Below are 22,354 nucleotides of genomic sequence, written 5' to 3'. Positions count from 1 at the left end.
TTAATGTTAATAATTAAATGAATTATTTATAAAAATATAAAATTACATATTGAATTTTCCATACCCATTGAATAATATAGAGATACGATTAACCATCTGGTTTGAATCGTCCTTCTTAATAGAAGGAGGTTTTATTTTTCGAATTATTTGAAAGCGCTTTAATACAAAGGAGGAGATGATCAACATTTAATTTGAGAGTGAGGAAGTTAATACAAACATAATCCTGACCGTCTTATGCATTATTGTTTTATGTTATCAGGAATGTTCAAAACGAGAGGAGATTGATTTATGAAGCAATTATTTGTTCGTAAAGTAACGGCTGCTTCTCTGGCAGGTGCGCTGTTGTTGCCTGCTTCTCTGGTGGGCGCCGAGTCAACACTCAATTCAGATACAGCTGGGATTCAAAGTGTGGAGCAAACTTCCCTTCAAGCTCAAGGTCTGGAAAATGTTTTAAGCCAAAGTAAAAAGGCCGTCTCCTTCAAGGAGACTTCCGTACATGATCCATCCATCCTGAAAGTGAAAGACACATTTTACATTTTTGGCTCACATCTGGCGGCTGCCAAGTCCAAGGACCTTATGAATTGGGATACAATTGCGACAGGTGTGGCAAATGGTAATGCATTGATTCCCAACGTCAAAGAGGAATTAAAGGAAGCGCTGGATTGGGCGCAGACAGACACGCTGTGGGCAGCTGATGTCATTCAACTGGCGGATGGCAAGTTCTATATGTACTATAACGCTTGCAAAGGTGACTCCCCGCGTTCAGCTATGGGCCTAGCAGTTGCTGATAAAATTGAAGGACCTTATAAGAATAAAGGGATTTTTCTGAAATCCGGCATGTGGGGTCAACCGAGTGAAGATGGGACGATCTATGACGCAACCAAGCATCCCAATGCCGTAGACCCTGACACTTTCTATGATAAGAACGGCAAGCTGTGGATGGTATATGGCTCCTACTCCGGAGGCATTTTCATTTTGCAGATGGATGAAAAAACAGGGAAGCCTCTGCCAGGCCAAGGCTACGGGAAAAAGCTGACGGGCGGTAACCATGCTCGTATGGAGGGGCCGTACATACAATACAGTCCGCAAACGGACTATTACTACTTGTTCCTGTCCTATGGTGGATTGTCAGCGGATGGCGGATACAACCTGCGTGTGGCTCGGTCCAAAACACCGGATGGCCCTTTCTACGATGCTGAGGGCAACGACATGATCAAGGTTAAAGCGAATCCTGATAAACCTCTTTTTGATGACGCTTCCATTGAGCCATATGGTGTCAAGTTAATAGGTAATTACTTGATTCCAAGAGAAATTGGCGATCCGGGAACAGGGCTGGGTACGGGCTATGTGTCGCCTGGACATAACTCGGCTTATTATGATCCCAAGACGAATAAGCATTTTGTCATTTTTCACTCCCGTTTTCCGGGGAGAGGCGAGCAGTTTGAAGTGCGTGTACATGAAATGTTCATGAACGCCGACGATTGGCCTGTAGTTGCTCCTTATCGCTATACAGGAGATGAGGTTTCACTGAAAAAGCTATCAGAGAAGGATGTCATCGGTCAATACTCGTATGTAAATCACGGGAAGGAAATTTCGGCCAATATTAAGCAAGCTGTTACCGTCAATCTGGATCGCGGTGGCAAACTGTCTGGCGGAGTGAACGGTACATGGAAGCTGGGGGCAGACAATCAGCTGGAAATTACAGCAGATGGTGCGAAGTACAAAGGGGTATTTCTGCGGCACCGTGATCCAGACACGGGAGCCAAGACGCTTGCTTTTACCGCATTGTCCTCCAAGGGTGTTGCGGTATGGGGCTCGCTAAAGCCTGACCTGAAGGCCAGCAAGATTGTAGCTGCGGTGCAGAAGGATTTGAGTCTAGGCGATACGAGCAACGTTTTTTATGATCTCACGTTACCTACTCAAGCTGCACAAGATACTACTATATCGTGGGAATCCTCCCGCCCTGAGACTATTTCTGTCACTGGTGAAGTGTACCGTCCAGAAGCCGGTTCCCAGCCTGCAGCAGTTACATTGACGGCGACTATTAAAAAGGACAAAGCTACAGCGAAGAAAAGCTTTACAGCTATTGTTCCTGAGCAGGCTCAGGGTCCTCAGCTCGCACGTTACTCGTGGAGTGAGGATCAAGGCACCTCGGTTGTTGACAGCACATACAACCAACTCGACGGTAAGACCTATGGCGGTGCCACATGGGACAAAGACGGGAAGCTTGGCGGTGCTCTTGCCCTGAACGGCAAGGATGGTTACGTGCAGCTGCCCAATACGGTAACGGATGCGAAGGACTTTACCTTTTCCGCTTGGGTGAACTGGAAGGGTGGAGCAGCTTGGCAACGGATTTTTGACTTCGGCAACGGCCAGGCTCGCCATATGTTCCTCACCCCTTCCCAAGGAAGCGGTGTACTCCAGTTTATAATCCATGAAGGTACGGATCAGAGCTTGCTTTCCAAATCATCATTACCTCTAAACCAGTGGACCCATGTGGCGGTTACACTGGAGGGGAATACAGGGAAGCTGTATGTAAATGGTGAAGAAGTAGCTGTAAATGACGGTATTACCTTTAACCCCAATGAGTTGCTGACGAACGAGGCGTATCTCGGTAAAAGCCGCTTTGTTGCCGATGCTTACTTTAACGGTAGCCTGGATGAGGTACAGTTATATAACAAAGCGCTGACAGCAGAGGAAATTAAAGCACTGGCGGATTTGTAACTAAAATGAGCAAATAAAGCAGGAGATGAACTTTTTCTCAAGAAGTTCATCTCCTGCGCAACGTTGTGTATATTTATTTCTTGATTACTGGTATAATAGGAGGTAATTGCGGATATAATGTTTTAAGTAGGCGTTGATGATTCACTCTTGTCTGATGAAGACAGGTTGAAGCAGCAATAGATGACATGAGCACTCTGCATAAATTAAATTCTCCAGTGCTTGCGTTTTCAATACACTTATGGTAATATGAGTATATTGAAATTGTGACCTGAGATTCACATATTGTAGAGGGTTATTGTTTTAGGTTGAAATAACCTTGTGCAATATGTGAATTTTTATTTGTAAAAAATAAAGGTCATATAAATATATTTTGGAGGTAATTCCATGCAAACAGGTACAGTTAAATGGTTTAACGCAGAAAAAGGTTTCGGTTTCATCGAAGTTGAAGGTGGAAGCGATGTATTCGTACACTTCTCCGCAATCCAAGGCGAAGGTTTCAAATCTTTGGACGAAGGCCAACGCGTAGAATTCAACGTAGTTGAAGGAAACCGTGGACCACAAGCTGAGAACGTTGTAAAACTGTAATTTTAAATTACAGCCTACTTCAGATGCCCCGAACATAGCGTTTGGGGCATTTGTTTTTATCTGTTCACAAGACCGTTTTTGAACTGATTACATCTTATCGCTTTATAAATCATGAAGAAAGAGGGATGTTTATGTACAATTCACGGAAAAAGCCAATGGATGAGATTCCTGAGGAAATAACAACAGTTTGGAATTGCGCCAGTGATACATGCAACGGCTGGATGCGGGATAACTTCGCTTTTTCTGTCGAGCCGACATGCCCCATTTGCGGTTCTGCCATGGTGAAGGGCGAGAAAAAGCTGGCTGTTTTAAACAATACGAGCTTTAATCATACCAAACAATCCTAAGCGGATACATGTTTGTAGTGAAAGATGCCCCATAGCCATAACGGCGCTGAGGCGTCTTTTTTGTTTTTCTGAGAACAGGCTTTCAATTAGGGTGTAAAGAGGATGGGGATAGTATGCTCAGTAAGGTGGAATTAAATTCAGGTAGTGCTTCATAAAATACACCGTGACCACTTCGTTCGAAAGGAATAAGCCTGGAACCGGCAATTCCTTTTTGAGTTTGGATCGCTAGGGGGAAGGGGCAGACTCGATCCAGCTTGCCGTGCAGAATCCACGTAGGCACGTGTATACATGGCAAATCGGGCCGTAAATCAGAGTCACGCAGTGAATACAAAGTACAAGCCATGCTATGAACCGACGCTGCGAAGCCCTGATCACGTAACCAGTCACGTAAACTCTGGCTGACGGGATTGGCGAATAACATTTCGCCAAATGATGTTACCAGTTGTGGGCGATCTGTATAGGCTTGTTTGATGAGTTTATCTACCTCAGCGACAGGAGTACCGTAAGGAAAGTCGCTGGTTGGGGTGAATCGAGGCGTGGCAGCTCCGATCAAAATCAGCTGGTCAACACCCCATCCCCGGTGCCTACTCATGTAGCGCGTAACAATAGCTCCCCCCATGGAAAAGCCGATCAGTCGTATATGGCTTAATTGAAGGGCCTGTATAACAGCCAGGAGATCGTCTGCCAGTCGATCATAATGGTAGCCATGCCATGGTCGATCAGACTTCCCGAACCCCCTAAGATCTACTTGAATACAGCGGTATCCGTAAGCAGGCAACAGGGCAACCTGGTATTCGTACATTCGATGGTCCAGCGGCCAGCCGTGCACCATCAGAACAGGGATGCCTTCTCCTATATCTTCTACATACAGCTTAACGCCACGTTCCACTTCAATATAATATCCCATGATGCTCCCCCCTTTAAAAATCACGAAATTTCGTTCTCTCTCACATATATGTAGCCAGGGCTTAGCTCATTCGAAAAAGGGGTGAGATCGTCGCTATGCAGGTATGAAATTAGTAATATATGTATGTCATCCTGCATGGGGATAGGATATACTTATGGAATGAAACAGCATTGGGAGAGTGAAACAATGACACCATCAAAAACATTAAAATGGATCACAGGCGGATTGGAGCTATTTTTTGCTATTCCTGTTTTGGGCGGGCTGCTCGTCATAAATTCTGCGTATACTGTATTGTTCTTTATGTTGATTTTCCACATTGTTACGTTGGTGCTATCGGTGACTAATAAAGAGGCTTATTATGGATCTATTTTAGGGATCGTGACCTCAGTTGTTGGGTGGATTCCATTTGTGGGCTGGTTAATGCACTTGCTCTCAGGCATATTTTTGATGATTACCGCAGCCCAACAGCCGCGAGATCACTATCGTAATCGCAATCCCTACGATGATTATCGCTACTAGGGTCAATATCGCGCCGAAATGATGAAAGATCCTGTGGAACAGGATCTTTTTTAGTTATGAAATCTTCCCATGATTATGGTGTTGTAGTATTGACCATCTGAGAGAATTTTGTCGTTTTTTAATAACCCTTCGATTTCAAATCCATGCTTTTTATAAAGCTCAATAGCTTTATTATTGGTTTCCAAAACTTGTAGAGTCATTTTCTGGATACCGTTGGAGTCTGCCCAGGAAATAGATTTTTTCAAAAGATTCGTACCGATTCCATAACCCCAGAAATCCTTTAGTACACACACACCGAATTCAACTTTATGAGCGAATCGACGCAGAAGATGACCTTCACATCTTGAAAATCCAACGACTTTATCATGAACGACCGCAACTAAAAATAGATTTTTGGCATGCTCTGTATCAGCTTTAATAAGCTGTTCAAAACCGGATGTACTTATGAATGCTTCTCCCTTCTCTCTGTCTAAATTTTCAGTCTCTCCATCAATTAGTACGCGGATTTCCGACAAGTTCATCGCATCCTGAATCATAGCTGATCTGATGGTATAGCTTACTCCTTGTACATTAAATTCCTGTTTATTTATTTTCATTACATACTCCCTTTACCTGAATCAGGATAAAAAATGTGATCTCTGGTTTATGTTAGTTTACCACATATTGTATGTAATGCATGAAAAATAAGCCTGTCCTCTTCTGTTGTATCGCAGTAGAGGACAGGCTTATTCATTCTCGATCCGTACAGGGAAGCCGGATGGAGATTTTATTATTATGGAGTGGCTGTATCAGATTAACAAATGGTTTTTACGAATATGACTTATCGAGCTACAGCTTTTGGAAAACAGAAGCTGTAGCTATTTTTGCTTAGCAGAGGCTTTAGCTGTATTTGTTTTGGCGGGAGCCTTGGCCGCCGCATCTGTTTTAGCAGGAGCTTTACCTGTTTCTCCTTTAGCCCCGTCTACTGGTGGCTTAGAGGGCTTAACGCCATTCACCATATCGGTAATCATTTGCTTCAGGTTGGAAACACGTTGATTATATTCGCTTGTGGTAATCTTGCCGTTTTGTTTTTCCGTAGCGAGTTTTGACTTCATATCCGAAACCATCACATCAATCACGGAGTTTACGCTCACGCCTTGTGCTGTGGCGATCGTAGCAAGGGATTTACCGGCTTTCAGCTGTGTATTCAACTGACTGGAGGACAATTTTAATAGTTTCAGGAGAGCCTTGTTCTCAGCATAGTTTCCTCCTGCGATTTGTGGACCGTTAGCATCGCCGGGGTTTCCCTTAGGTGCCTGTGCTTTGTTTGCAGTGGAAGCCTTATCAGGTGTAGTTGAAGCAGCATGGGCTGCGCTTGTGGAGTACAGCGCTCCGCCTCCTAAAAATGCCAACGCCAACGTTCCGGCCAAAATTGCTTTCTTGGTGCTCTTCATCTTCATTTTCCACCTTTCGGTTATGGTTTGTTTGGTACGTGATACATCATAAGGGATTAACTTGAATGCTATCTGAGCGCAAGCTGAGCATTTACTGAATGAAATTTGGATGGCAGGACTAACTAACATTTTAACGAATTGCACTTGTATTAAGTGTATTAAGTGATATAATACACTATAGGCACGATAGATACAGCTGAATTAGGGGGAAAACACCCATGGAAGAACAACGGGTTGGCTCGTTCCGATTTTTAATTGACTTTAGCCAGCCATTATATGAACAAATATTAAATCAAGTACGAAGCTCCATTGCTAAAGGGGAGATCGAAATGGGAAGCAAAATGCCATCTGTTCGTGATCTGGCGCAGGAATTGCGTATGAATCCGAATACCGTGATGCGGGCGTATCAGGAGTTGGAGCGGGACGGATTGACTGAGAAGCGGCGCGGCCTGGGTACGTATGTAACTTCGTCCAGTGAGCGGATTGCCAGCTTTCGGGAACAACTGGCTATGACGTATATAGATCAGTTTCTCGGACAGATGAGCAGCCTGGGATTATCCTGGGAAGATGTACAGCAATATATAAGAAACCGACAGGACGGAGATCACGAGGAAGGAGGCGAAAAGGCATGACAGAGTCTGTGGTAACCGCAAAGAAGCTGATAAAGCAATATGGAAATAAAAAAGCATTAGACCAACTGAATGTCGTCATTCCGACAGGACGTATTGTAGGTGTGCTTGGGCCCAATGGCTGCGGGAAGTCCAGCTTCTTTCGAGCCATCACGGGGTTGATTCAGCCGGACGGGGGCGAGCTTCAGGTGCTGGGCCAACAGCCAGGCTGGGAAACCAACCGGAATATATCCTATCTTCCTGACCGGGCACGCTGGTATCCCAATCATACAGTTCAGCAGACGCTGGAATGGGGGAAGTCCTTTTTGCCTGGCTTCAATATAAAGGATGCCTATAAACTTGCTGACCATATGGATGTGGAATTGGAGCTAAAGATGGCCGGGTTGAGTCGCGGACAGGAGGCACGTGTGCTGCTGATTCTGTGCCTGGCACGAGAAGTACCGCTTATGATCCTGGATGAACCTTTTGTAGGCATAGATGTTCTCTCTAGAGAAACGATCGTAGCTGGGATTATTGATTATTTGGAGGATCGGCAACAATCCATACTCATTAGCACACATGATATTCAGGAAGTGGAAGGCTTGTTTGATTACACGGTCATGATGGACCGCGGGCGAGTGATATGGTCTGGTGAATCGGATGATCTGCGTGCAGAGCATGGCTCGCTGAATCAGGTGTTCCGCAATTTGTACAAAAGGGAGTGGAAGGTGTGAATTCATCCGAGCTGTTCAAAGATTTAATACGCCATGAATTTCGGAATAAAGGAAGTTGGAGAAAGCAAAGCCGTAATCGACTGCCCAGATCGTGGAGACTTGTATATTTCTCACTATTTCTAATTGCGGCGTTCGCGATTTCCTTGTACTTCGCTCTTCACAACCAACTCGAATTGACAAGGCTGTGGTATGTCACCCTGGGCCTGCCGTACATGATCGTTTTTATGGGTGTGGGAACACTCAGAAGAGAATGGGAAAATGATACCTACGGCTGGTGGCTGACCCTTCCTTATCCGCGTATGTGGTTGATTAGCGCCAAATGGATTGCTGCTATTTTACAAACCATTGTCGTGATATTGCTCTTGTTTGTGGTAGGTTCTCTATACGCGCTGTTTATCTCATCGACCATACAGGCTTATACGTTTGCGGATGCAGCGTCTTTTATGATAGCCGGCTTGAACTGGTTTGTGATGATTATTGGTTTTACTCCGTTGGTTATTGCGGTGGGTCTGCTGACGGCTAGTACCAAATACAGCACTTTGCGGCCACTTAGCCCGATTCTGTGGATTCTTTTGATGGGTGGAGGGAGTATCTTTTATTGGTCAGGCGATCAGCGGATTTATGAGCAGTTTGATCGTGTCCAAAACGGACATTGGTTTCCTTTTACCTGGCATTTCCCGGTTGCGGTGTTGATTAGTTGGGTTGCTGCATATGCATTGATCCGCTTGAACGCTTATTTGCTGGAGAAAAAGCTGTCGATTTAACTTAGGATAAATGACTATATATTAGAAAGGAATTTCACCATGACGACAATCTTTATTTATGCGTTGATGGCTGTTCTGGTGGGGCTAATGATCTGGTTGAGAACCAAGAGACGAAGGGGCCCGGTAAAAGGAAATGGATTCCGGATTTTGCTTCCCATGTTTATTGCTTTCCCAGCTATGATGATATCGGTATATCAATTGATGCATATTCCTGGTCAAACGTACGCGCTCCCCGCCTTTTGGGAACTGTTGGTTGCTGGGTTATTAGGGGCTCTGTTTGGCTACGTTATTTTGCTGCATACAGCCTATGAAAGACGGGATGACGGTCTCATCTATCCCAAGCCGAACCAATATTTTAAATATATTATTATCGCTATTATTTTGATTCGCGTTGTTCTGACCCAATACCTCAGTAGTCTGGGTACGACCGAAATTAGCATGCTGGCCATTACGATGGCGCTGGTGTATATCTCAATCTGGCGAATTGGGAGCTTTATCAAGTTCCGGAGAACGTTGTCCGTATAACAATATTAATGAGGTTAACAGCGGCTTTCTATTCAAAAAGCGTCTATTCGCTTGGTGATAGGAGCCGTTTTTTTGAGCTAACTTTATTAGTGCATGTTATTCATAATAAAATTATGGAGAGTATCATACATTGTTATTGCTTTCCATATCCTTTATTCTAAGGTTTGTGGTTTACGTGGCAACAGTCATAAGTATAAAAATTCAAAGGAGGGTTATTAAGGTTTCAAATGATTTAAATGGGGTTTAAAGTTAGATAGGGGGGAATGTTTATACTTCCGCGGTTAACTGCAACTATATTGGTTACATAAAATTTTATTTCATACTCTATTTTACAGGTTGAGAGGGGCTTACATTCATGAAAAAACATACGGTTACTGCTGCACTTGCTGGCTTGCTTGTTCTGTCTTCTGCTGTACCGGCTTTAGCAGCCGGCGTAAAACCTGCTACAGGTATTCAGGTTTGGGTAGATGGCAAGAAGGAGGCTTACAAAATTGCGCCTATCGTGAGAAACAAGCAGGTGCTGATCCCCCTGAGACAGTTGGCCACCAGTTTAGGAATTCCACTGGACGCCAAGCATATTACATTCAATACGGCGCGTCAAAGTACGACGATTCGTTATGATCAAGCGACGGTTGTACTAGTATCCGGCAGTCCGGAAGCACAAATCAACGGGATTAAGGTACCACTGTCCACCTCAACCATCTTGACCAAGCAAGGGGTAACCTATGTGCCGGTCGATGTCGTCAAAGAAGCGTGGGGCAAGCAAGTGATTTGGGACCCGGCCAGCCAAACCTTGCAAATCGGGGTGAGCAATAAGGATAAGGTTGTAGAGATTCTGAAAAGCTTTGAAACGGGTAATACGAAAGCAGCTGAGGCTTGGATCAGCAAAGATCAGTACATTCAGCATAATCCGAGCTTTGCTAGCGGGAGAGATGCTTTTTTGCAAGGGATTAGCCAATCGAAGGGAGCTAACGTACTGGTTGAAGTCCAGCGGGTTATTCAGGACGGCAATGATGTAGCAGTACATTATAAAAAGTCTATTGCAGGGAAAACGAGCATTGGTTTTGATATTTTCCGCTTCGATAGCAATGGTAAAATTGTTGAGCATTGGGACAACATGCAGGACTCAGCTCCAATCAATCCTAGCGGACATACCATGATTGACGGAACAACACAAATTACGGATCCCAACCAAACCGAGACGAACAAAACGCTGATCCGCAAGTTTGTAGATGATGTGCTGGTTGGCAAAAATCGTGCAGCATTGGAAAGCTATTATAATGGGGATCAGTATATTCAGCATAATCCTCTTTTTGGTGATGGTGTATCCAGTCTGAAGCAAGCATTATCGGCAGCAGGTCAGGGAGCTTCTATTGGATATGATCAGGTGCATATGGTTCTTGGAGAAGGCAACTTCGTGCTGGTTGTAAGTGAATTGAAATCTCCTAAGGGGACTTCAGCCGCTGTCTATGATCTGTTCCGTGTGGAGAACGGCAAAATAGCCGAGCATTGGGATGTAGTTCAGGAGATTCCAGCTAAAACAGAGTGGAAAAATACGAACGGTAAATTTTTAAAAATGCACATATAGTGTGAGCTGATTGGCACTGTCCAGACCGTCCGGTTCCTGTTAAAATGGTGCAAACATAGATCAGGGGGGAACGGTGAAAGACTTGAAGCAACGTGTCGGTTGCCTGCATGCGCATCACTCGAACATAGCTTATGTGGAACGAGCTTTTGCTTCTTATGAGGTGGAGCTGGTACATTTTGTGGAACCAGGACTTATGCGCCGGGTATCGTCGGACCCGCATTTTTCTTCGGATGATGCCAGTCGCAAGGTAGAAGAGCAGCTGAGTTGGATGTCTCAAAGCGATCTAGATGTTATTTTGATAACGTGTACGAATTATATTGCTTTGGCGGAGAAGGCTCAAGGGTCAATGCCTACACCAATTGTCGCACTGGATGAGCCTCTATTTCATGAGATGTGTGATGATTTGCTGCCACGAACCTTGGTATTCACGAATCCGGCTACCGTAGAGGGCACGATGAAGCGTCTTTACCATACGGCCACTCTATTAGGCAAGCCGGAACTCTCTTCACTGATAGAGGTCAAGGTGGTGGAGAGCGCTTTTGAACTGATTATGCAGGGACGTAAAGATGAGTATGAGGAATTGCTGGTTCGTTCATTGCATGAATTGAGGCAAGCTGATCCCAGCAGAGGGCTGGCTGTCGCACAGTTATCGATGGTTGATGCTGCGTTGCAGGTGGAACTGGAGACAGGGCGGACGATTGCCAATCCCTTACGGTCGTTGGCGAATTTAATTAAGGTTTTGTTAGGTTAAATAAGCACAGCTAAAAGAACTTCCAACCCATTTTTGGGACAGTGGAAGTTCTTTTTTTGGAGGTTGGCGGGTGGGGCACCTCTTTTGCTGTTCATCAGAGATTCTGTTGGTCCTGGAAGATGAATGCTGCGCCTGCCGATTCTCTTTGAACAAGCGTAACGTATAACCGTTCATGTTCCACGTCTTCCCCGGCAATGATTTTGAGAACCTGCTCAGCGGCCACAGCGCCCCATTTGCGTTTGGAGTAGTCTATCGTTGTCAGCCGGGGCTGAATATATTGCGCCAGCTCGATATTATCAAAGCCGACGATATGAACATCCTTGCCAATGGTAAGCTCTGACTGAGCCATTCGATTGTAAAAGCCTACGGCCATTTCATCATTGAGACAAAATACGGCTACAGGCTTCGAATCCGGGTCAGCTTGCTGCTGTAAAATGATTTCAGCCGCCTGCTCGCCGCCCGATTTCTCGAAATTGCCGCCTATTTCAATCATCTCGGCGACGCCGCTACGCTCAATGGTCTGCTTGACCGCCTGCATCCGCTGCCAGGAATCATAAGAACCTTCTGGTCCGGTCACAACATATAACTTGCGGTGTCCCAATTCCAATAGATGCTCTATTGCAAGCGCGGCACCTGCTTTGTTATCCAGCAGCACCTGGTTAATGTTAGGATGATTCAGTTCACGGTCCAATACGACAATTTTATGTCCCCGCTCGGCGTAGTTCAGCAGCTCCTGACTATCAAACGTCTGATCCAGTACAATGGCTCCGTCAATCATGCGTTCTGGCAGCATTCGATGTGATTGCTTTCCGCTGCATACAATGAGGTCATAGCCCTTGCGGTTCAAGATTTCCTTGATGCCGTACAGCAAATCTCCATAAACATCTCCGCGAAAATCAGTCAGGAATACGCCAATAATTTTGGTTTGCCTTTTTTTGAGATTCCGTGCGGCGGCATTTGGCACATAGTTAAGCTCTTTGGCAATGGCCAAAATACGTGCGCAAGTCTCTTCTGTTACCTTATCGCTACCGTTCAAAGCATATGAAACGGTAGATATGGAAACGCCCGCCTGTTTGGCGATATCTTTAATGCTGACCACAGCGTCACCTCCTTGTGTCCGTCTTATATCTGCTATTGTATATTCATTATTAACCACATATCTATTCCAAATGTCGTAGTTCTACATGCAAGCAGCAAAGGGCGATCCCGCAAGATCGCCATCCCTTTGTTGCCTATACCAGATTTCGCTTATGCATCATTCGATTTTATAAAATAATCTCCAGGCGGTGTACACCATCATGTTCTGCTAACGCCTGCTCGAAAGTCACGCGTTTGATGCGCAAGGCACCGGAACGATAGCGATTATCATCGGCTGGCTCGCTTTCCAGAGGGGCACCGTTCAATACTGTACGACCTTGCTCACCGCTCGTATGCTCTTGCAGCATGCGGTAGACGAAGGTGATTGGCTTTCCTGCAAAGGAAAATTTAAATTCCAATCCGTCGAGATCGTCCGGCAGCACAGGGTCCAGGATCAGGTCCTCGCCTGACTGACGAATACCAAGGACATTCGATATGAGCTGATTCATGTAGATTCCCGGACCGCTGGAATAGATTCTCCAGCCACCCTTGACGGGTACGGCTCCTTCCCGCAGTTCACCAAACCGTTCCTGTGCTTCATACCGGGTGTTAAATTTACCGTCCGAGCTGCTGAAATACGCGTTGCTTTGGCGCCATTCGGCATTCGGTACGGTTGCGCGGATGCCGACCGGATTGATGAGCTTCAGGCTATGCCAAGCGTCATCCTTGCGTCCTAACTTGGCCATGGCTTCCACAAAGCGGATATGGGCGTGCACATATTGCAGCCCGACCTCACGTCCAAAGTTGGCCGCTTGCTCAGCGCGCTTGAAGTGGGAACTCACACCGCCGTCATATTGTGCAGGGCGGTTCATCAGACGCACACCATCCGGGCAGAGGAACTGCTCGCGGATAAGCTGCTCATGAGCCAAAGCTTGCTCAGGCGTGAGCAACTGGCTGATCATGCTGCGTGTCATCGGCAGCAAGCGGTAGTGGATTCCCGTCTCGGTGTCGGACGGATGGAGCATCAGCTTGGGTTGACCGGGCTCTTCCATATATACGAAGCCTGGAATAATTCCGCTCTCCAGCATGTAGCGATTGAAGTCTTTACGGATGCCGTTCGCCATCTGATGTAGATCTTGTGCGATCTTATCAGCTTCGCTTACTACATCTGCAGGAGCTTGCTCCAACGCAGCAGCAAAGTTACGAACCACTTGGTAGGTGAGGGCAACCGTCCAGCTGCTCGCCATGTATTGCTTCAGCTGCGCATTGGCTGGCTGGAGCGTGTCGTCCCAATCTCCATCGCCATAAGCCGATAAGTACGTGTCATGTAGGAAATTTTCCCGAATATATTCGATTTCCTTCAGGGCATGTTCCATAAGGGTCGCAGTCTGCTTGGTATAATCGAAAGTATGCCGATGAGTGTAAGGCACATTTTCTCCCAGAATACTGTAATCACGGGTAGCGGTCAAATAATCGCCCAGTACCTTGAGTGGCCAAACGATAATATCCCCATGGCTTTCTTCTTGCTGCACGTGAGTATAGTTGTCAAACATAAACCATTGCGGCCAGTTTCCGCTGTCTTCATACTGATGGCTGAATACAGTTAGCAAAATGGAACGAACCTCATCAAACTTTTGCACAGCCGAAAAATATTCCACAGGCCCCTGACATACATCGCGTGTTCCCCAGGCTGCTCCGCCGTATTGCTCCAGACCGTGAGGCACAGAGTAGTGGACGAGCATATTGTGGGTGTACCACCAGGCCACTGCGTTCACACGGAATAGCTCGCTGGTTTCCTGTTGACCAAGCGTCAGATGGAAGCCATTCATAAGCTCGGCAAAATATTCCCGGTAGCGCTCACGCTCATCTTCAAAGGAGGCGTGAAGCTCCTTATGTGCTCGGTCCTTCCCGGTCAAACGGCCATGCAGCCAGCCCTGTACAGTGCAGGTCCATTCGCTGCTGTCGCCCAGTTCCAAAACGACCAGCGATGCATCAGGGGAGGCCCCACCCTGTAGCATCGCTTGAGCATCGCTCACTTGCTGTAACGAAGCGCCTGCTATGTGCATTCGGTACAAAAGATCCGGGTAAGCCTCGGCGCTTAGGGAAGCGGAATCAGCTCTAAAGAGCAGCTCGTCACCTTCGCGTTCCATATGAAACGGAAGCTCGTATTCGTTCACATGCATAGACATTTGCTGAGTGATCAGGAATGGGTAAGCTTTACCGCTTGCCGAGCGCATGTGAAGCCGCACTTCTGGGCGATCGGCATTCGTATGGTTTGTAATAATGAATGTATCGTCAGCCGTTTTGTAATACCAGCGCACATAATTAAAGCCAATCTCGAACAGGGAAGGCATGGTGAGCAGGCGGTATTTTCCTTGAATTCCGACGTAGATACGTTGACCGGATGTCTTGGGAATGTTGAGCGCATTACGCACGTTGGTGATCATTTTGTTGAAATTCGTATTACCGATCACGAGTTGGGAATTGAATACCCCGTACATATAGGAGGTGGTTGTAATGGTTTCTTCCTTACCTCCAGAGTAATGCCCACCCATTAAAATGTGCCCGTGAGGACGCTCTACACGAAGCTCTTTGGATTTGAGTACAACATGCTCATAGCTATCCGTAAAAAAGGAAAGTAGTTCATCGCCATCCCGTTCTTCTTCCTGGCGTTTCGGGAAAAGCTGATCCACTTCGGCATCGGTCAAGTCCAGCGTGCGCAGCGGTTCACCGATGGTTTGCCCTGTAGCTTCACGTTCTGCCTGGAAGTCACTTGCGATGCGCGCTGGTATGATGGTCGCGGAAGCGTCCGCTAGAACGCCAACTACTTCATCGCGTGCTTTGGTTACCAGGTCCTGATACTCCAGCTTCGTCACTGCAGCCGGATGGCTCGGCTGGAACAGACCGTAAAACGTAAAGCGAGCTTCCCCGGCGAGTTTTACCCGCTCAGATTGCAGCGCTGTATAAGCGAATTCGTATTGATACACTTCATTGGCGAGCGAGTCGCGGCGAAGTGCTTCCGGCTCATTCGTTTCCTTGTAAGAAAGTCCAAAGAACTGAAATCCGTCAGTCGAGTATCCGACAGTACGGGTTAACGAGCCTTGTTGAATGTAAGGGAATGCCTGGCTTTGCGGCTGATTCTGACGTGAGCAAACGGTATAGCCTCTTTGTTCATCATGATAGACAGTATGGTCAATATACTGAGACAAATAAGCTTCATTACTGCGCACAGCAGCGGTATCGGCAATACCGATATCCTGACCGTACACAATATCTGCTTCAACGTCATCGCCCTGTAGGGTTACATCCCAAAACCATACTCCCAGGCGGCTTAGTGTGAAGGTCACCTGATAGCCTACACCGGCGGTGAAGCCTTCCCAAATAATCTGCTGATCCGTTTGTCTGATTACGCCGGGCGAACGAACTCCAAGCAGTGGAGTGATGCTTACGCCAGAAGGACGATACAGTCTCAGGTACAGATTATTCAAGGAACCATCGACTGAATTGGTCAACAGTTGGTTGATCATCGTTGAGCCGTGAGCGATCTTGTACACATCACCGCTGCTTAAAAAGGTAAAGGACAGGTCTCCGGCCCGCAGCAAAATATTTTGATCTAGACTTGTATTCATCAAAGGGAACGCCTCACTTTCCTGTTTCTTTTACTAACCGAAAACGGCCTTCTGTAGTATCTCGGCTGTTAGGTCCTGTAAAGACGGCAAATTCACCGCTGTCACTGTCGAAGCTCAAATCTGCATGATGATAGCGCAGCTGAGGCTCGGTCACTGTAAATTCCACTTCCTGGCTTTTGCCTGGGGCAAGCAGGACTTTGCAGAAATCTTTCAGTTCTTTCATCGGACGAACCGTATCACCGCTGATATCACGGACATAAAACTGAACCGTTTCCTCGACTGGACGTGTTCCTGTGTTCGTTACCTGTACTCTAACAATCAGTTCTTGACCGGGAATAAGGGTATCGCCGGAAAGCTGTAAGCTGTCATAGGCTACATCGGTGTAGCTCAGGCCATAGCCGAACGGGAATAAAGGTTCGTTCGGTATATCTAGATACTGGGACACATAGCGTTCTGTCGTGTTCGGATCTAACTGTGGACGTCCTGTATTAAAATGATTGTAATACACAGGCACCTGCCCGACCGATTGCGGGAAGGACATCGTCAGACGACCCGTAGGTTCGGCATCACCGTATAACAGATCGGCAATTGCTGCGCCGCCTTCGCCACCAGGGAACCAGGCTTCCAGTACAGCGTCTGCTTCTTCGATGACGCCGTGCAGATCCAATGGACGACCATTAAACAGTACGGCTACCATTGGCTTATTCAGTGTCTTCAGGCGCTTCACCAATTCCAATTGGGCCTGTGGCAGGCGAATATTCGAACGGCTGCCTGCTTCACCACTCATATCTGAGCGCTCGCCAAGCGCTAAAACGATGACCTCTGCTTGACTGGCAGCATGCAGAGCTTCTGCATATTGCTCCTCTGTTATGTCGTCTACAGAGCATCCTGCCGCTACGGTGAGCAGCGAGGAGGATATTTTCGAATGAAACCCGTCGACAACACGAATGGCTTCCTCTTGTGAACCGCTCCACGACCAAGAACCCAAAATATCGCCGCTCTCTGCAAAAGGTCCGATCAATGCAATACGTTGATTGCGATTCAATGGAAGCACGGAATCATTTTTGAGCAGCACGCATGATTTAATGGCTAGTTCTTTGGCAACCGCACGATGGGCTTCGCAGAACACAACTTCACGTTCACGCTCAGGGTCTGCGCCACGTAGCGGATTCTCGAACAAGCCCAGCTTTTGTTTGAGCTTCAATATACGCATCACCGCTTCATCAACGAGCGCTTCATCCAGCTGTCCGCTGCGAATCAGCTCAGGCAGGTGTCCATTATAGCAGGAGGTCATCATTTCAATATCTACGCCTGCCAGCAATGCTTTCTTTGCTGCCTCCCGCTCATCTTCGGCGATGCCATGAGGAATAAGCTCTTTGATCGCGGCCCAATCCGAAATGAGTACACCGTCAAATCCCCATTCATCACGAAGCAGATCACGCATCAGGCGCTTATTGCCCGTTGCCGCTACGCCTTCTACGGTATTGAAGGACGTCATCACCATTTCGCAGCCTTCATCTAAAGCAGCTTTGTAGGAGGGGAGATAATACTCTCGCAGCTGCCATGCGGATATATCTACGGTATTGTAATCTCGTCCGCCTTCACCGGCACCATAGGCAGCAAAGTGCTTCACGCATGCGGCTACCCGCTCGGTATCATTCGTCAGATCTTTACCCTGAAATCCGCGCACAAACGCACGGGCAAATTGACTGTTGAGATAAGGGTCTTCCCCAGTGGATTCCATTACACGACCCCAGCGGGGGTCACGTACCAGATCGACCATAGGAGCGAATGTGACGTGAACACCAGATACGGCTGCTTCCCGGGCAGCGATAGTAGCGCTCTCTTCTGCAAGTTCCATATCCCATGAGCAACCAATAGCCAGCGGGATCGGGAAAATCGTTTTGAAGCCGTGTACAATATCTGCCATAATTAAAAGTGGAATACCCAGACGATTTTTACTCAAATGAGCCTGCTGAACACGAATCGCTTCCTGAGCTCCTGCAAGGCCGAGCACGGAACCAACATTGTGAACCGTTTGCTCGGTAATGCCGAGAGAAGCCATAGGCCCAGTAATTTGGCCCTCTGTACCCGCTTCTTCAAAAAAGCCACCCACAAGCTGAAGTAGTTGGTCGACTTTTTCTTCAAGCGTCATGTTTTGTAAATAGGAATTCAGGTGTTGTTCCATCATAATCCTCCATAAGCTGTATGGTTGGTAGAACAGCTCTCTTTTTCAGATTCATGAGATTTTTTGGACAAGTTGATTCAAAAAAGTGCTGAACAGGCTAATAGCTAGTATAGAAGCATAATATTCTGTTGTATTATTAATCGAAACGTTTCTATTGTTGAACTCAGTTGGATTATATACGCTTTCAAATGGAGAGTCAAATGCAAAACGGAGGTCCTTTTATAGGAAGAATAGCGTAATAAAGATAAAATAAATGAAAAAAAGATGCGATTCTAAGTAAACAAAAAATAATATCCCTATTGAATACGGTTTCAATTTGTTCTATAATGACTATCGAAACGTTTCTATTGATGAGTATGGTCCTTAGGCTTTAAACATAATTGTTATAACGGTATGCTTTAACTGCTATGTATTTGCATGTATCAGAATTTTGCAAAACTCATGTACTTGAATCCGTTATCATATTGCATGATCGGTAAACAGATCATCTCGGGAGGAATTCGTATGATGAAAAGAACATTGGGGATCATTTTGGCAAGCACCTTATTACTGGGGGGGGCGTTGGCAGGCTGTTCATCCAAGGATGATTCGTCAGGCAAAGATGCAAATGGCAAGACGACCATCACCATGTGGGGCATGGGAGCGGAAGGAAAGTTGCTGCCTGAAATTGTAAAAGATTTTGAAAAAGAAAATCCAGATATTCACGTTGATGTACAGGCGTTGCCTTGGGATAACGCTCACGACAAATTGCTCACGGCGGTTGCCTCAAAATCAGGTCCAGATGTTGTCCAGCTCGGTACATCATGGGTGCCGGAATTAGCATCTGCGGGTGCACTAACAGACATCACGCCTTACATCAGCAAATACCCTGAGCTTGAAGCGAAAAATTTCTTCAAGGGCGCTGTGAGTACGGCTCAATTTGAAGCTAAACCGGTCGCCGTACCTTGGTACACTGAAACGCGAGTTTTATTCTATCGTTCGGACCTACTGAAACAGGTTGGATACAATGAAGCACCTAAAACGTGGGAGGAACTGTCCGATGCTGCTCAAAAGCTAGCGGCTCGGGGTAAAGGCAAATATGGTATCTCCTTTAGTGCAAAGGAGCAGTCCATGGGCTTTATGTTTGCTCTCCAGAACGGTTCCAAGCTGGTTGACGAGCAGGGCAATCCGCTATTCAACCAAGCACCGTTTGTAGATGCTGTGAAGTATGTAAATACCTTTTTCCAAAATGGCTCTAACGCAGTGGATATTGGAATTGATTCCGTTCAAGGTTTGCAAGGCGAGGGGATCGTTCCAATGTTTATCAGCGGTCCTTTCATGATTAAAGAAATCAAGAGCAAGGCACCAGAACTGGAAGGCAAGTGGAATATTGCGGAGCTTCCTGGCAAAGTAAACAACCTATCCGTTTTGGGTGGAGCCAACCTTTCAATTATGAAATTCAGCAAGCACCCAGAGGAGTCAGCCAAATTCCTGGCTTACATGAGCAAACCAGAAACACAACTGAAATGGATGGAGCTGTCCAGTAACTTGCCTGCGACTACTAAATCGTGGGAAGATGCCAAAATGAAGAGTGATCCGATGCTTCTGACGATTCGCAAACAGCTGGATCATTCCGCAGCATTGCCGCAACTGGCTGCATGGGAAGAAGTTTCTCAACAATTCATCAAGAGCTTTGAGCGTATTTACCGCGGTCATGCCGATGTACAGAAGGAAATGGATGACTTTAATCAGCAGGCTGCAAGTATAATGAAAAAATAATGATCCATATCCGTCATTGTCAAAGGGAGTGAAGGCATGAAAGGAAGCTCGCAGAAGCTTGCGCCATACTTGTTTATCGGTCCCTCCATCATCCTGTTAACGCTGTTTTCGTTGTTGCCGATACTACTGGCGCTCGTGATCAGCTTCACGGATATGGATCTGTCCGGACTCGTTAATTATGAAAGTATTCGCTTTATAGGATTGGAAAATTACACGAACGTGCTTTTGGACCCTTCCTTTTTGAAGTCTATTGGGAATACGTTGTTCTTTGTTATCATTGGTGTTCCGTTGGTGCTGATATTTTCGCTCAGCATCGCGATCCTGATTAACATGGGTAAATCACGTGCTTTCAAAGTATTCCGCGTCGTGTTCTATCTGCCGTCTGTAACGAATGTGGTTGCGGTCGCAGTGGTTTGGAGCTATTTGTATAATCCGACGCTTGGATTATTCAACTACGTACTTGGTCTGGTGAATTTAGGTCCCGTCCCATGGCTGACCGATCCAACAGTAGCGAAAATTTCGCTGATTGTGTTAGCGGTTTGGCGGGGCATCGGTTTAAACATGATTATTTTTATTGCGGCTATTAAAGGGATTCCAGGCTCTTATTATGAAGCGGCACAGCTTGACGGGGCCAATACATGGCAGCAAATTCGTTATATTACACTTCCGCAGCTTCGTTATGCTATTTTCTTCGTGTCCATCACAACGATGATCGGCTGGCTGCAATTTTTCGAGGAACCTTTTGTCATGACCAAAGGGAAACCGCTGGACGGCACGCTAACGGCATCCTTGTTCATTTACAATAACGGCTTCCAATTTAGTAAATTCGGGTATGCCGCGGCGGGATCGTTCATTCTATTCTTCGCGATCATCGCGGTGACGCTGATTCAGTTCCGTTTGCAAAATAAAGCGGAGTCCTGATAGAGAGAGGTGATGAACGTGAAAACAGCTGTTCAGCAAGCCCGCGCCAATACGCGCAGTGGTGAAAAAACATTTCAATGGTTCGTGGCGATTCTCCTGACTGTGGGAGGTCTGTTGATGGTGCTGCCTTTTGCGTGGATGATTTTATCCTCCTTTAAGACAGAGGGCGAGGTAACCAAAATTCCTCCAACCATCTGGCCTGAGCATTTTACACTGGATAATTTTAAAATTCTATTCGATAGCATGGCGTTTGGAACCTATCTGACGAATACGCTGATCATTGTCCTAGCTTCCTTCTTCGGATTATTCCTTAACGCCATGGCGGGTTATGGTTTTGCCAAATTCCATTTCAAGGGCAAGGGCTTCCTGTTCTATTTGGTGCTGGCAACCATGATGATTCCAGGTCAAGTGACGATGATTCCCGTCTATTTGATTCTGAACCAGATGGGGTTGACCAATTCTATGCTGGGGATTGTCCTTCCTGGATTGGTGGGCGCGTTTGCGATCTTCCTCTTCCGGCAGTTCATGTCCGATATCCCAGAAGAACTGCTGGAGGCGACCCGTCTTGATGGAGCAGGTGAGTTCCGCACTTTTTTACAAATCGTGCTACCCATTTCGACGCCGATTATCGCGGTACAGGCCATCCTGACCTTCATCGGCGGATGGAACAGCTTCTTATGGCCGCTCATTATTGCGAACGATGAAAAGCTGTACACCTTGTCTGTCGGTCTGTCACTGCTCAAGGGACAGAACGAAAGTCAATTTGCTCTGCAAATGGCGGGCTCGACCTTCATGGTCGTTCCGATCATGATTATCTTCATTATTTTCCAAAAGTATATTATCGAGAATTATACGATTTCGGGGATTAAGTAATAGCTTAATACGTAAATTGATAAAAACACAAAAACGGAGGACTTCCTAGTTTGAGCAAAAGAAGCCCTCCGTTTTTTGTGTATAAAAAAACGAAAATTCCTGGTCAGCTCATGTTCATTCTTAGAGAAGCTGCATCAGGATTTTGTTTATATATGGGGAACGGAAAAATGAAAGAGTTAGAATTCAGATTGAGTGTTACGAAGGTGAATAAAAGTTTCGGTCTCCAGAATCATTAGGGTATGCATTACATTAACAACGACCGGCTTTTTTCAGCAAAGTGAACTATACTTTTATTATATATATTTGAAAATATTTCAAAATAATAGGTTAACAAATTTTACATAATTACTTCAAAAAAAGTATAGAGGCCAACTAAAAAAATGATTATATTGGAAAAGAAATAAAAAAATACAAAAAATGAGG

Annotated in this window: 19 protein-coding genes; 13 read left to right on the top strand and 6 right to left on the bottom strand. The window is 46.1% G+C overall.

Going from position 1 to position 22,354, the window contains the following annotated elements; all coding sequences use genetic code 11:
• The first annotated feature begins 288 nt into the window (after positions 1 to 288).
• The 3 genes from ACU1JV_RS20290 (at position 289) to ACU1JV_RS20280 (ending at position 3,656) form a co-directional block, all read left to right on the top strand.
• Entirely contained in the window at positions 289 to 2,724 is a 2,436-nt protein-coding gene (locus ACU1JV_RS20290) for a LamG-like jellyroll fold domain-containing protein (RefSeq protein ID WP_413987345.1), read from the top strand.
• Positions 2,725 to 3,108: 384 nt separating this feature from the next.
• Positions 3,109 to 3,309 carry a cold-shock protein gene (locus ACU1JV_RS20285; protein ID WP_007428290.1) on the top strand — a complete coding sequence of 67 codons (201 nt, stop codon included), beginning with the start codon at positions 3,109 to 3,111 and terminating at the stop codon, positions 3,307 to 3,309.
• Between the two features lie 131 nt (positions 3,310 to 3,440).
• Positions 3,441 to 3,656, top strand: a complete 216-nt coding sequence (locus ACU1JV_RS20280; RefSeq protein WP_013308357.1) for a cold-shock protein — start codon at positions 3,441 to 3,443, stop codon at positions 3,654 to 3,656.
• 82 nt (positions 3,657 to 3,738) lie between these two features.
• On the opposite strand, the gene ACU1JV_RS20275 is transcribed toward ACU1JV_RS20280, so the two are convergent.
• The gene (locus ACU1JV_RS20275; RefSeq protein WP_058711935.1) at positions 3,739 to 4,563 is read right to left on the bottom strand and encodes an alpha/beta fold hydrolase; all 825 of its coding nucleotides are present in this window, start codon (positions 4,561 to 4,563) and stop codon (positions 3,739 to 3,741) included.
• 186 nt (positions 4,564 to 4,749) lie between these two features.
• On the opposite strand from ACU1JV_RS20275, the gene ACU1JV_RS20270 reads away from it, so the two are divergent.
• Entirely contained in the window at positions 4,750 to 5,082 is a 333-nt protein-coding gene (locus ACU1JV_RS20270; RefSeq protein WP_025674377.1) for a hypothetical protein, read from the top strand.
• Positions 5,083 to 5,132: 50 nt separating this feature from the next.
• On the opposite strand, the gene ACU1JV_RS20265 is transcribed toward ACU1JV_RS20270, so the two are convergent.
• On the bottom strand, positions 5,133 to 5,678 hold the full coding sequence (locus ACU1JV_RS20265; protein WP_025674379.1) for a GNAT family N-acetyltransferase: 546 nt from the start codon (positions 5,676 to 5,678) through the stop codon (positions 5,133 to 5,135).
• Positions 5,679 to 5,939: 261 nt separating this feature from the next.
• The gene (locus ACU1JV_RS20260) at positions 5,940 to 6,515 is read right to left on the bottom strand and encodes a hypothetical protein (RefSeq protein ID WP_264217727.1); all 576 of its coding nucleotides are present in this window, start codon (positions 6,513 to 6,515) and stop codon (positions 5,940 to 5,942) included.
• A gap of 218 nt (positions 6,516 to 6,733) precedes the next feature.
• Between ACU1JV_RS20260 and ACU1JV_RS20255 the strand changes: the two genes are divergently transcribed.
• The 6 genes from ACU1JV_RS20255 to ACU1JV_RS20230 all read left to right on the top strand — a co-directional run bounded on the left by ACU1JV_RS20255 (position 6,734) and on the right by ACU1JV_RS20230 (position 11,485).
• Complete coding sequence (locus ACU1JV_RS20255) at positions 6,734 to 7,147, top strand: GntR family transcriptional regulator (RefSeq protein ID WP_013368976.1); 414 nt, start codon at positions 6,734 to 6,736, stop codon at positions 7,145 to 7,147.
• Complete coding sequence (locus ACU1JV_RS20250; protein WP_264217726.1) at positions 7,144 to 7,857, top strand: ABC transporter ATP-binding protein; 714 nt, start codon at positions 7,144 to 7,146, stop codon at positions 7,855 to 7,857. Before ACU1JV_RS20255 ends, ACU1JV_RS20250 begins: the two co-directional genes overlap by 4 nt.
• On the top strand, positions 7,854 to 8,621 hold the full coding sequence (locus ACU1JV_RS20245) for an ABC-2 transporter permease (protein ID WP_264217725.1): 768 nt from the start codon (positions 7,854 to 7,856) through the stop codon (positions 8,619 to 8,621). Before ACU1JV_RS20250 ends, ACU1JV_RS20245 begins: the two co-directional genes overlap by 4 nt.
• 39 nt (positions 8,622 to 8,660) lie before the next feature.
• Positions 8,661 to 9,146 carry a CcdC protein domain-containing protein gene (locus ACU1JV_RS20240; RefSeq protein ID WP_025674386.1) on the top strand — a complete coding sequence of 162 codons (486 nt, stop codon included), beginning with the start codon at positions 8,661 to 8,663 and terminating at the stop codon, positions 9,144 to 9,146.
• 355 nt (positions 9,147 to 9,501) lie between these two features.
• Positions 9,502 to 10,734 carry a stalk domain-containing protein gene (locus ACU1JV_RS20235; RefSeq protein ID WP_413987346.1) on the top strand — a complete coding sequence of 411 codons (1,233 nt, stop codon included), beginning with the start codon at positions 9,502 to 9,504 and terminating at the stop codon, positions 10,732 to 10,734.
• Between the two features lie 73 nt (positions 10,735 to 10,807).
• Positions 10,808 to 11,485: a hypothetical protein gene (locus tag ACU1JV_RS20230; protein ID WP_413987347.1), complete on the top strand. Its 678-nt coding sequence runs from the start codon at positions 10,808 to 10,810 to the stop codon at positions 11,483 to 11,485.
• A 94-nt stretch (positions 11,486 to 11,579) separates the two neighbouring features.
• Here the strand turns inward: ACU1JV_RS20230 and ACU1JV_RS20225 are convergent, their stop codons facing one another.
• From ACU1JV_RS20225 to ACU1JV_RS20215, 3 genes are all read right to left on the bottom strand, one after another.
• Positions 11,580 to 12,584 carry a LacI family DNA-binding transcriptional regulator gene (locus ACU1JV_RS20225; protein WP_413987348.1) on the bottom strand — a complete coding sequence of 335 codons (1,005 nt, stop codon included), beginning with the start codon at positions 12,582 to 12,584 and terminating at the stop codon, positions 11,580 to 11,582.
• 166 nt (positions 12,585 to 12,750) lie between these two features.
• Complete coding sequence (locus tag ACU1JV_RS20220) at positions 12,751 to 16,191, bottom strand: GH36-type glycosyl hydrolase domain-containing protein (protein WP_413987349.1); 3,441 nt, start codon at positions 16,189 to 16,191, stop codon at positions 12,751 to 12,753.
• Between the two features lie 13 nt (positions 16,192 to 16,204).
• Positions 16,205 to 18,379 carry a glycoside hydrolase family 3 N-terminal domain-containing protein gene (locus ACU1JV_RS20215; protein WP_413987531.1) on the bottom strand — a complete coding sequence of 725 codons (2,175 nt, stop codon included), beginning with the start codon at positions 18,377 to 18,379 and terminating at the stop codon, positions 16,205 to 16,207.
• A gap of 504 nt (positions 18,380 to 18,883) precedes the next feature.
• Here ACU1JV_RS20215 and ACU1JV_RS20210 point away from each other — a divergent pair.
• The 3 genes from ACU1JV_RS20210 to ACU1JV_RS20200 are packed head-to-tail and all read left to right on the top strand — an operon-like array spanning position 18,884 to position 21,931.
• A complete protein-coding gene (locus tag ACU1JV_RS20210; protein WP_413987350.1) occupies positions 18,884 to 20,137 on the top strand; it encodes an extracellular solute-binding protein in 1,254 nt (417 codons plus the stop codon).
• A gap of 36 nt (positions 20,138 to 20,173) precedes the next feature.
• A complete protein-coding gene (locus tag ACU1JV_RS20205) occupies positions 20,174 to 21,058 on the top strand; it encodes a carbohydrate ABC transporter permease (RefSeq protein ID WP_016820227.1) in 885 nt (294 codons plus the stop codon).
• An 18-nt stretch (positions 21,059 to 21,076) separates the two neighbouring features.
• The gene (locus tag ACU1JV_RS20200) at positions 21,077 to 21,931 is read left to right on the top strand and encodes a carbohydrate ABC transporter permease (RefSeq protein WP_413987351.1); all 855 of its coding nucleotides are present in this window, start codon (positions 21,077 to 21,079) and stop codon (positions 21,929 to 21,931) included.
• Positions 21,932 to 22,354 lie beyond the last annotated feature (423 nt).

Source organism: Paenibacillus sp. T2-29 (genome assembly GCF_052921365.1).
Note: the sequence above shows the minus strand (reverse complement) of the source record. Positions and strands in the feature narration are given on the sequence as shown.

Excerpts from the sequence above, each read along its gene's own strand:
- ACU1JV_RS20290 (WP_413987345.1), top strand. The coding sequence starts at position 289 with ATGAAGCAATTATTTGTTCGTAAAGTAACGGCTGCTTCTCTGGCAGGT.
- ACU1JV_RS20285 (WP_007428290.1), top strand. The coding sequence starts at position 3,109 with ATGCAAACAGGTACAGTTAAATGGTTTAACGCAGAAAAAGGTTTCGGT.
- ACU1JV_RS20280 (WP_013308357.1), top strand. The coding sequence starts at position 3,441 with ATGTACAATTCACGGAAAAAGCCAATGGATGAGATTCCTGAGGAAATA.
- ACU1JV_RS20275 (WP_058711935.1), bottom strand. The coding sequence starts at position 4,563 with ATGGGATATTATATTGAAGTGGAACGTGGCGTTAAGCTGTATGTAGAA.
- ACU1JV_RS20270 (WP_025674377.1), top strand. The coding sequence starts at position 4,750 with ATGACACCATCAAAAACATTAAAATGGATCACAGGCGGATTGGAGCTA.
- ACU1JV_RS20265 (WP_025674379.1), bottom strand. The coding sequence starts at position 5,678 with ATGAAAATAAATAAACAGGAATTTAATGTACAAGGAGTAAGCTATACC.
- ACU1JV_RS20260 (WP_264217727.1), bottom strand. The coding sequence starts at position 6,515 with ATGAAGAGCACCAAGAAAGCAATTTTGGCCGGAACGTTGGCGTTGGCA.
- ACU1JV_RS20255 (WP_013368976.1), top strand. The coding sequence starts at position 6,734 with ATGGAAGAACAACGGGTTGGCTCGTTCCGATTTTTAATTGACTTTAGC.
- ACU1JV_RS20250 (WP_264217726.1), top strand. The coding sequence starts at position 7,144 with ATGACAGAGTCTGTGGTAACCGCAAAGAAGCTGATAAAGCAATATGGA.
- ACU1JV_RS20240 (WP_025674386.1), top strand. The coding sequence starts at position 8,661 with ATGACGACAATCTTTATTTATGCGTTGATGGCTGTTCTGGTGGGGCTA.
- ACU1JV_RS20235 (WP_413987346.1), top strand. The coding sequence starts at position 9,502 with ATGAAAAAACATACGGTTACTGCTGCACTTGCTGGCTTGCTTGTTCTG.
- ACU1JV_RS20220 (WP_413987349.1), bottom strand. The coding sequence starts at position 16,191 with ATGAATACAAGTCTAGATCAAAATATTTTGCTGCGGGCCGGAGACCTG.
- ACU1JV_RS20215 (WP_413987531.1), bottom strand. The coding sequence starts at position 18,379 with ATGGAACAACACCTGAATTCCTATTTACAAAACATGACGCTTGAAGAA.
- ACU1JV_RS20210 (WP_413987350.1), top strand. The coding sequence starts at position 18,884 with ATGATGAAAAGAACATTGGGGATCATTTTGGCAAGCACCTTATTACTG.
- ACU1JV_RS20205 (WP_016820227.1), top strand. The coding sequence starts at position 20,174 with ATGAAAGGAAGCTCGCAGAAGCTTGCGCCATACTTGTTTATCGGTCCC.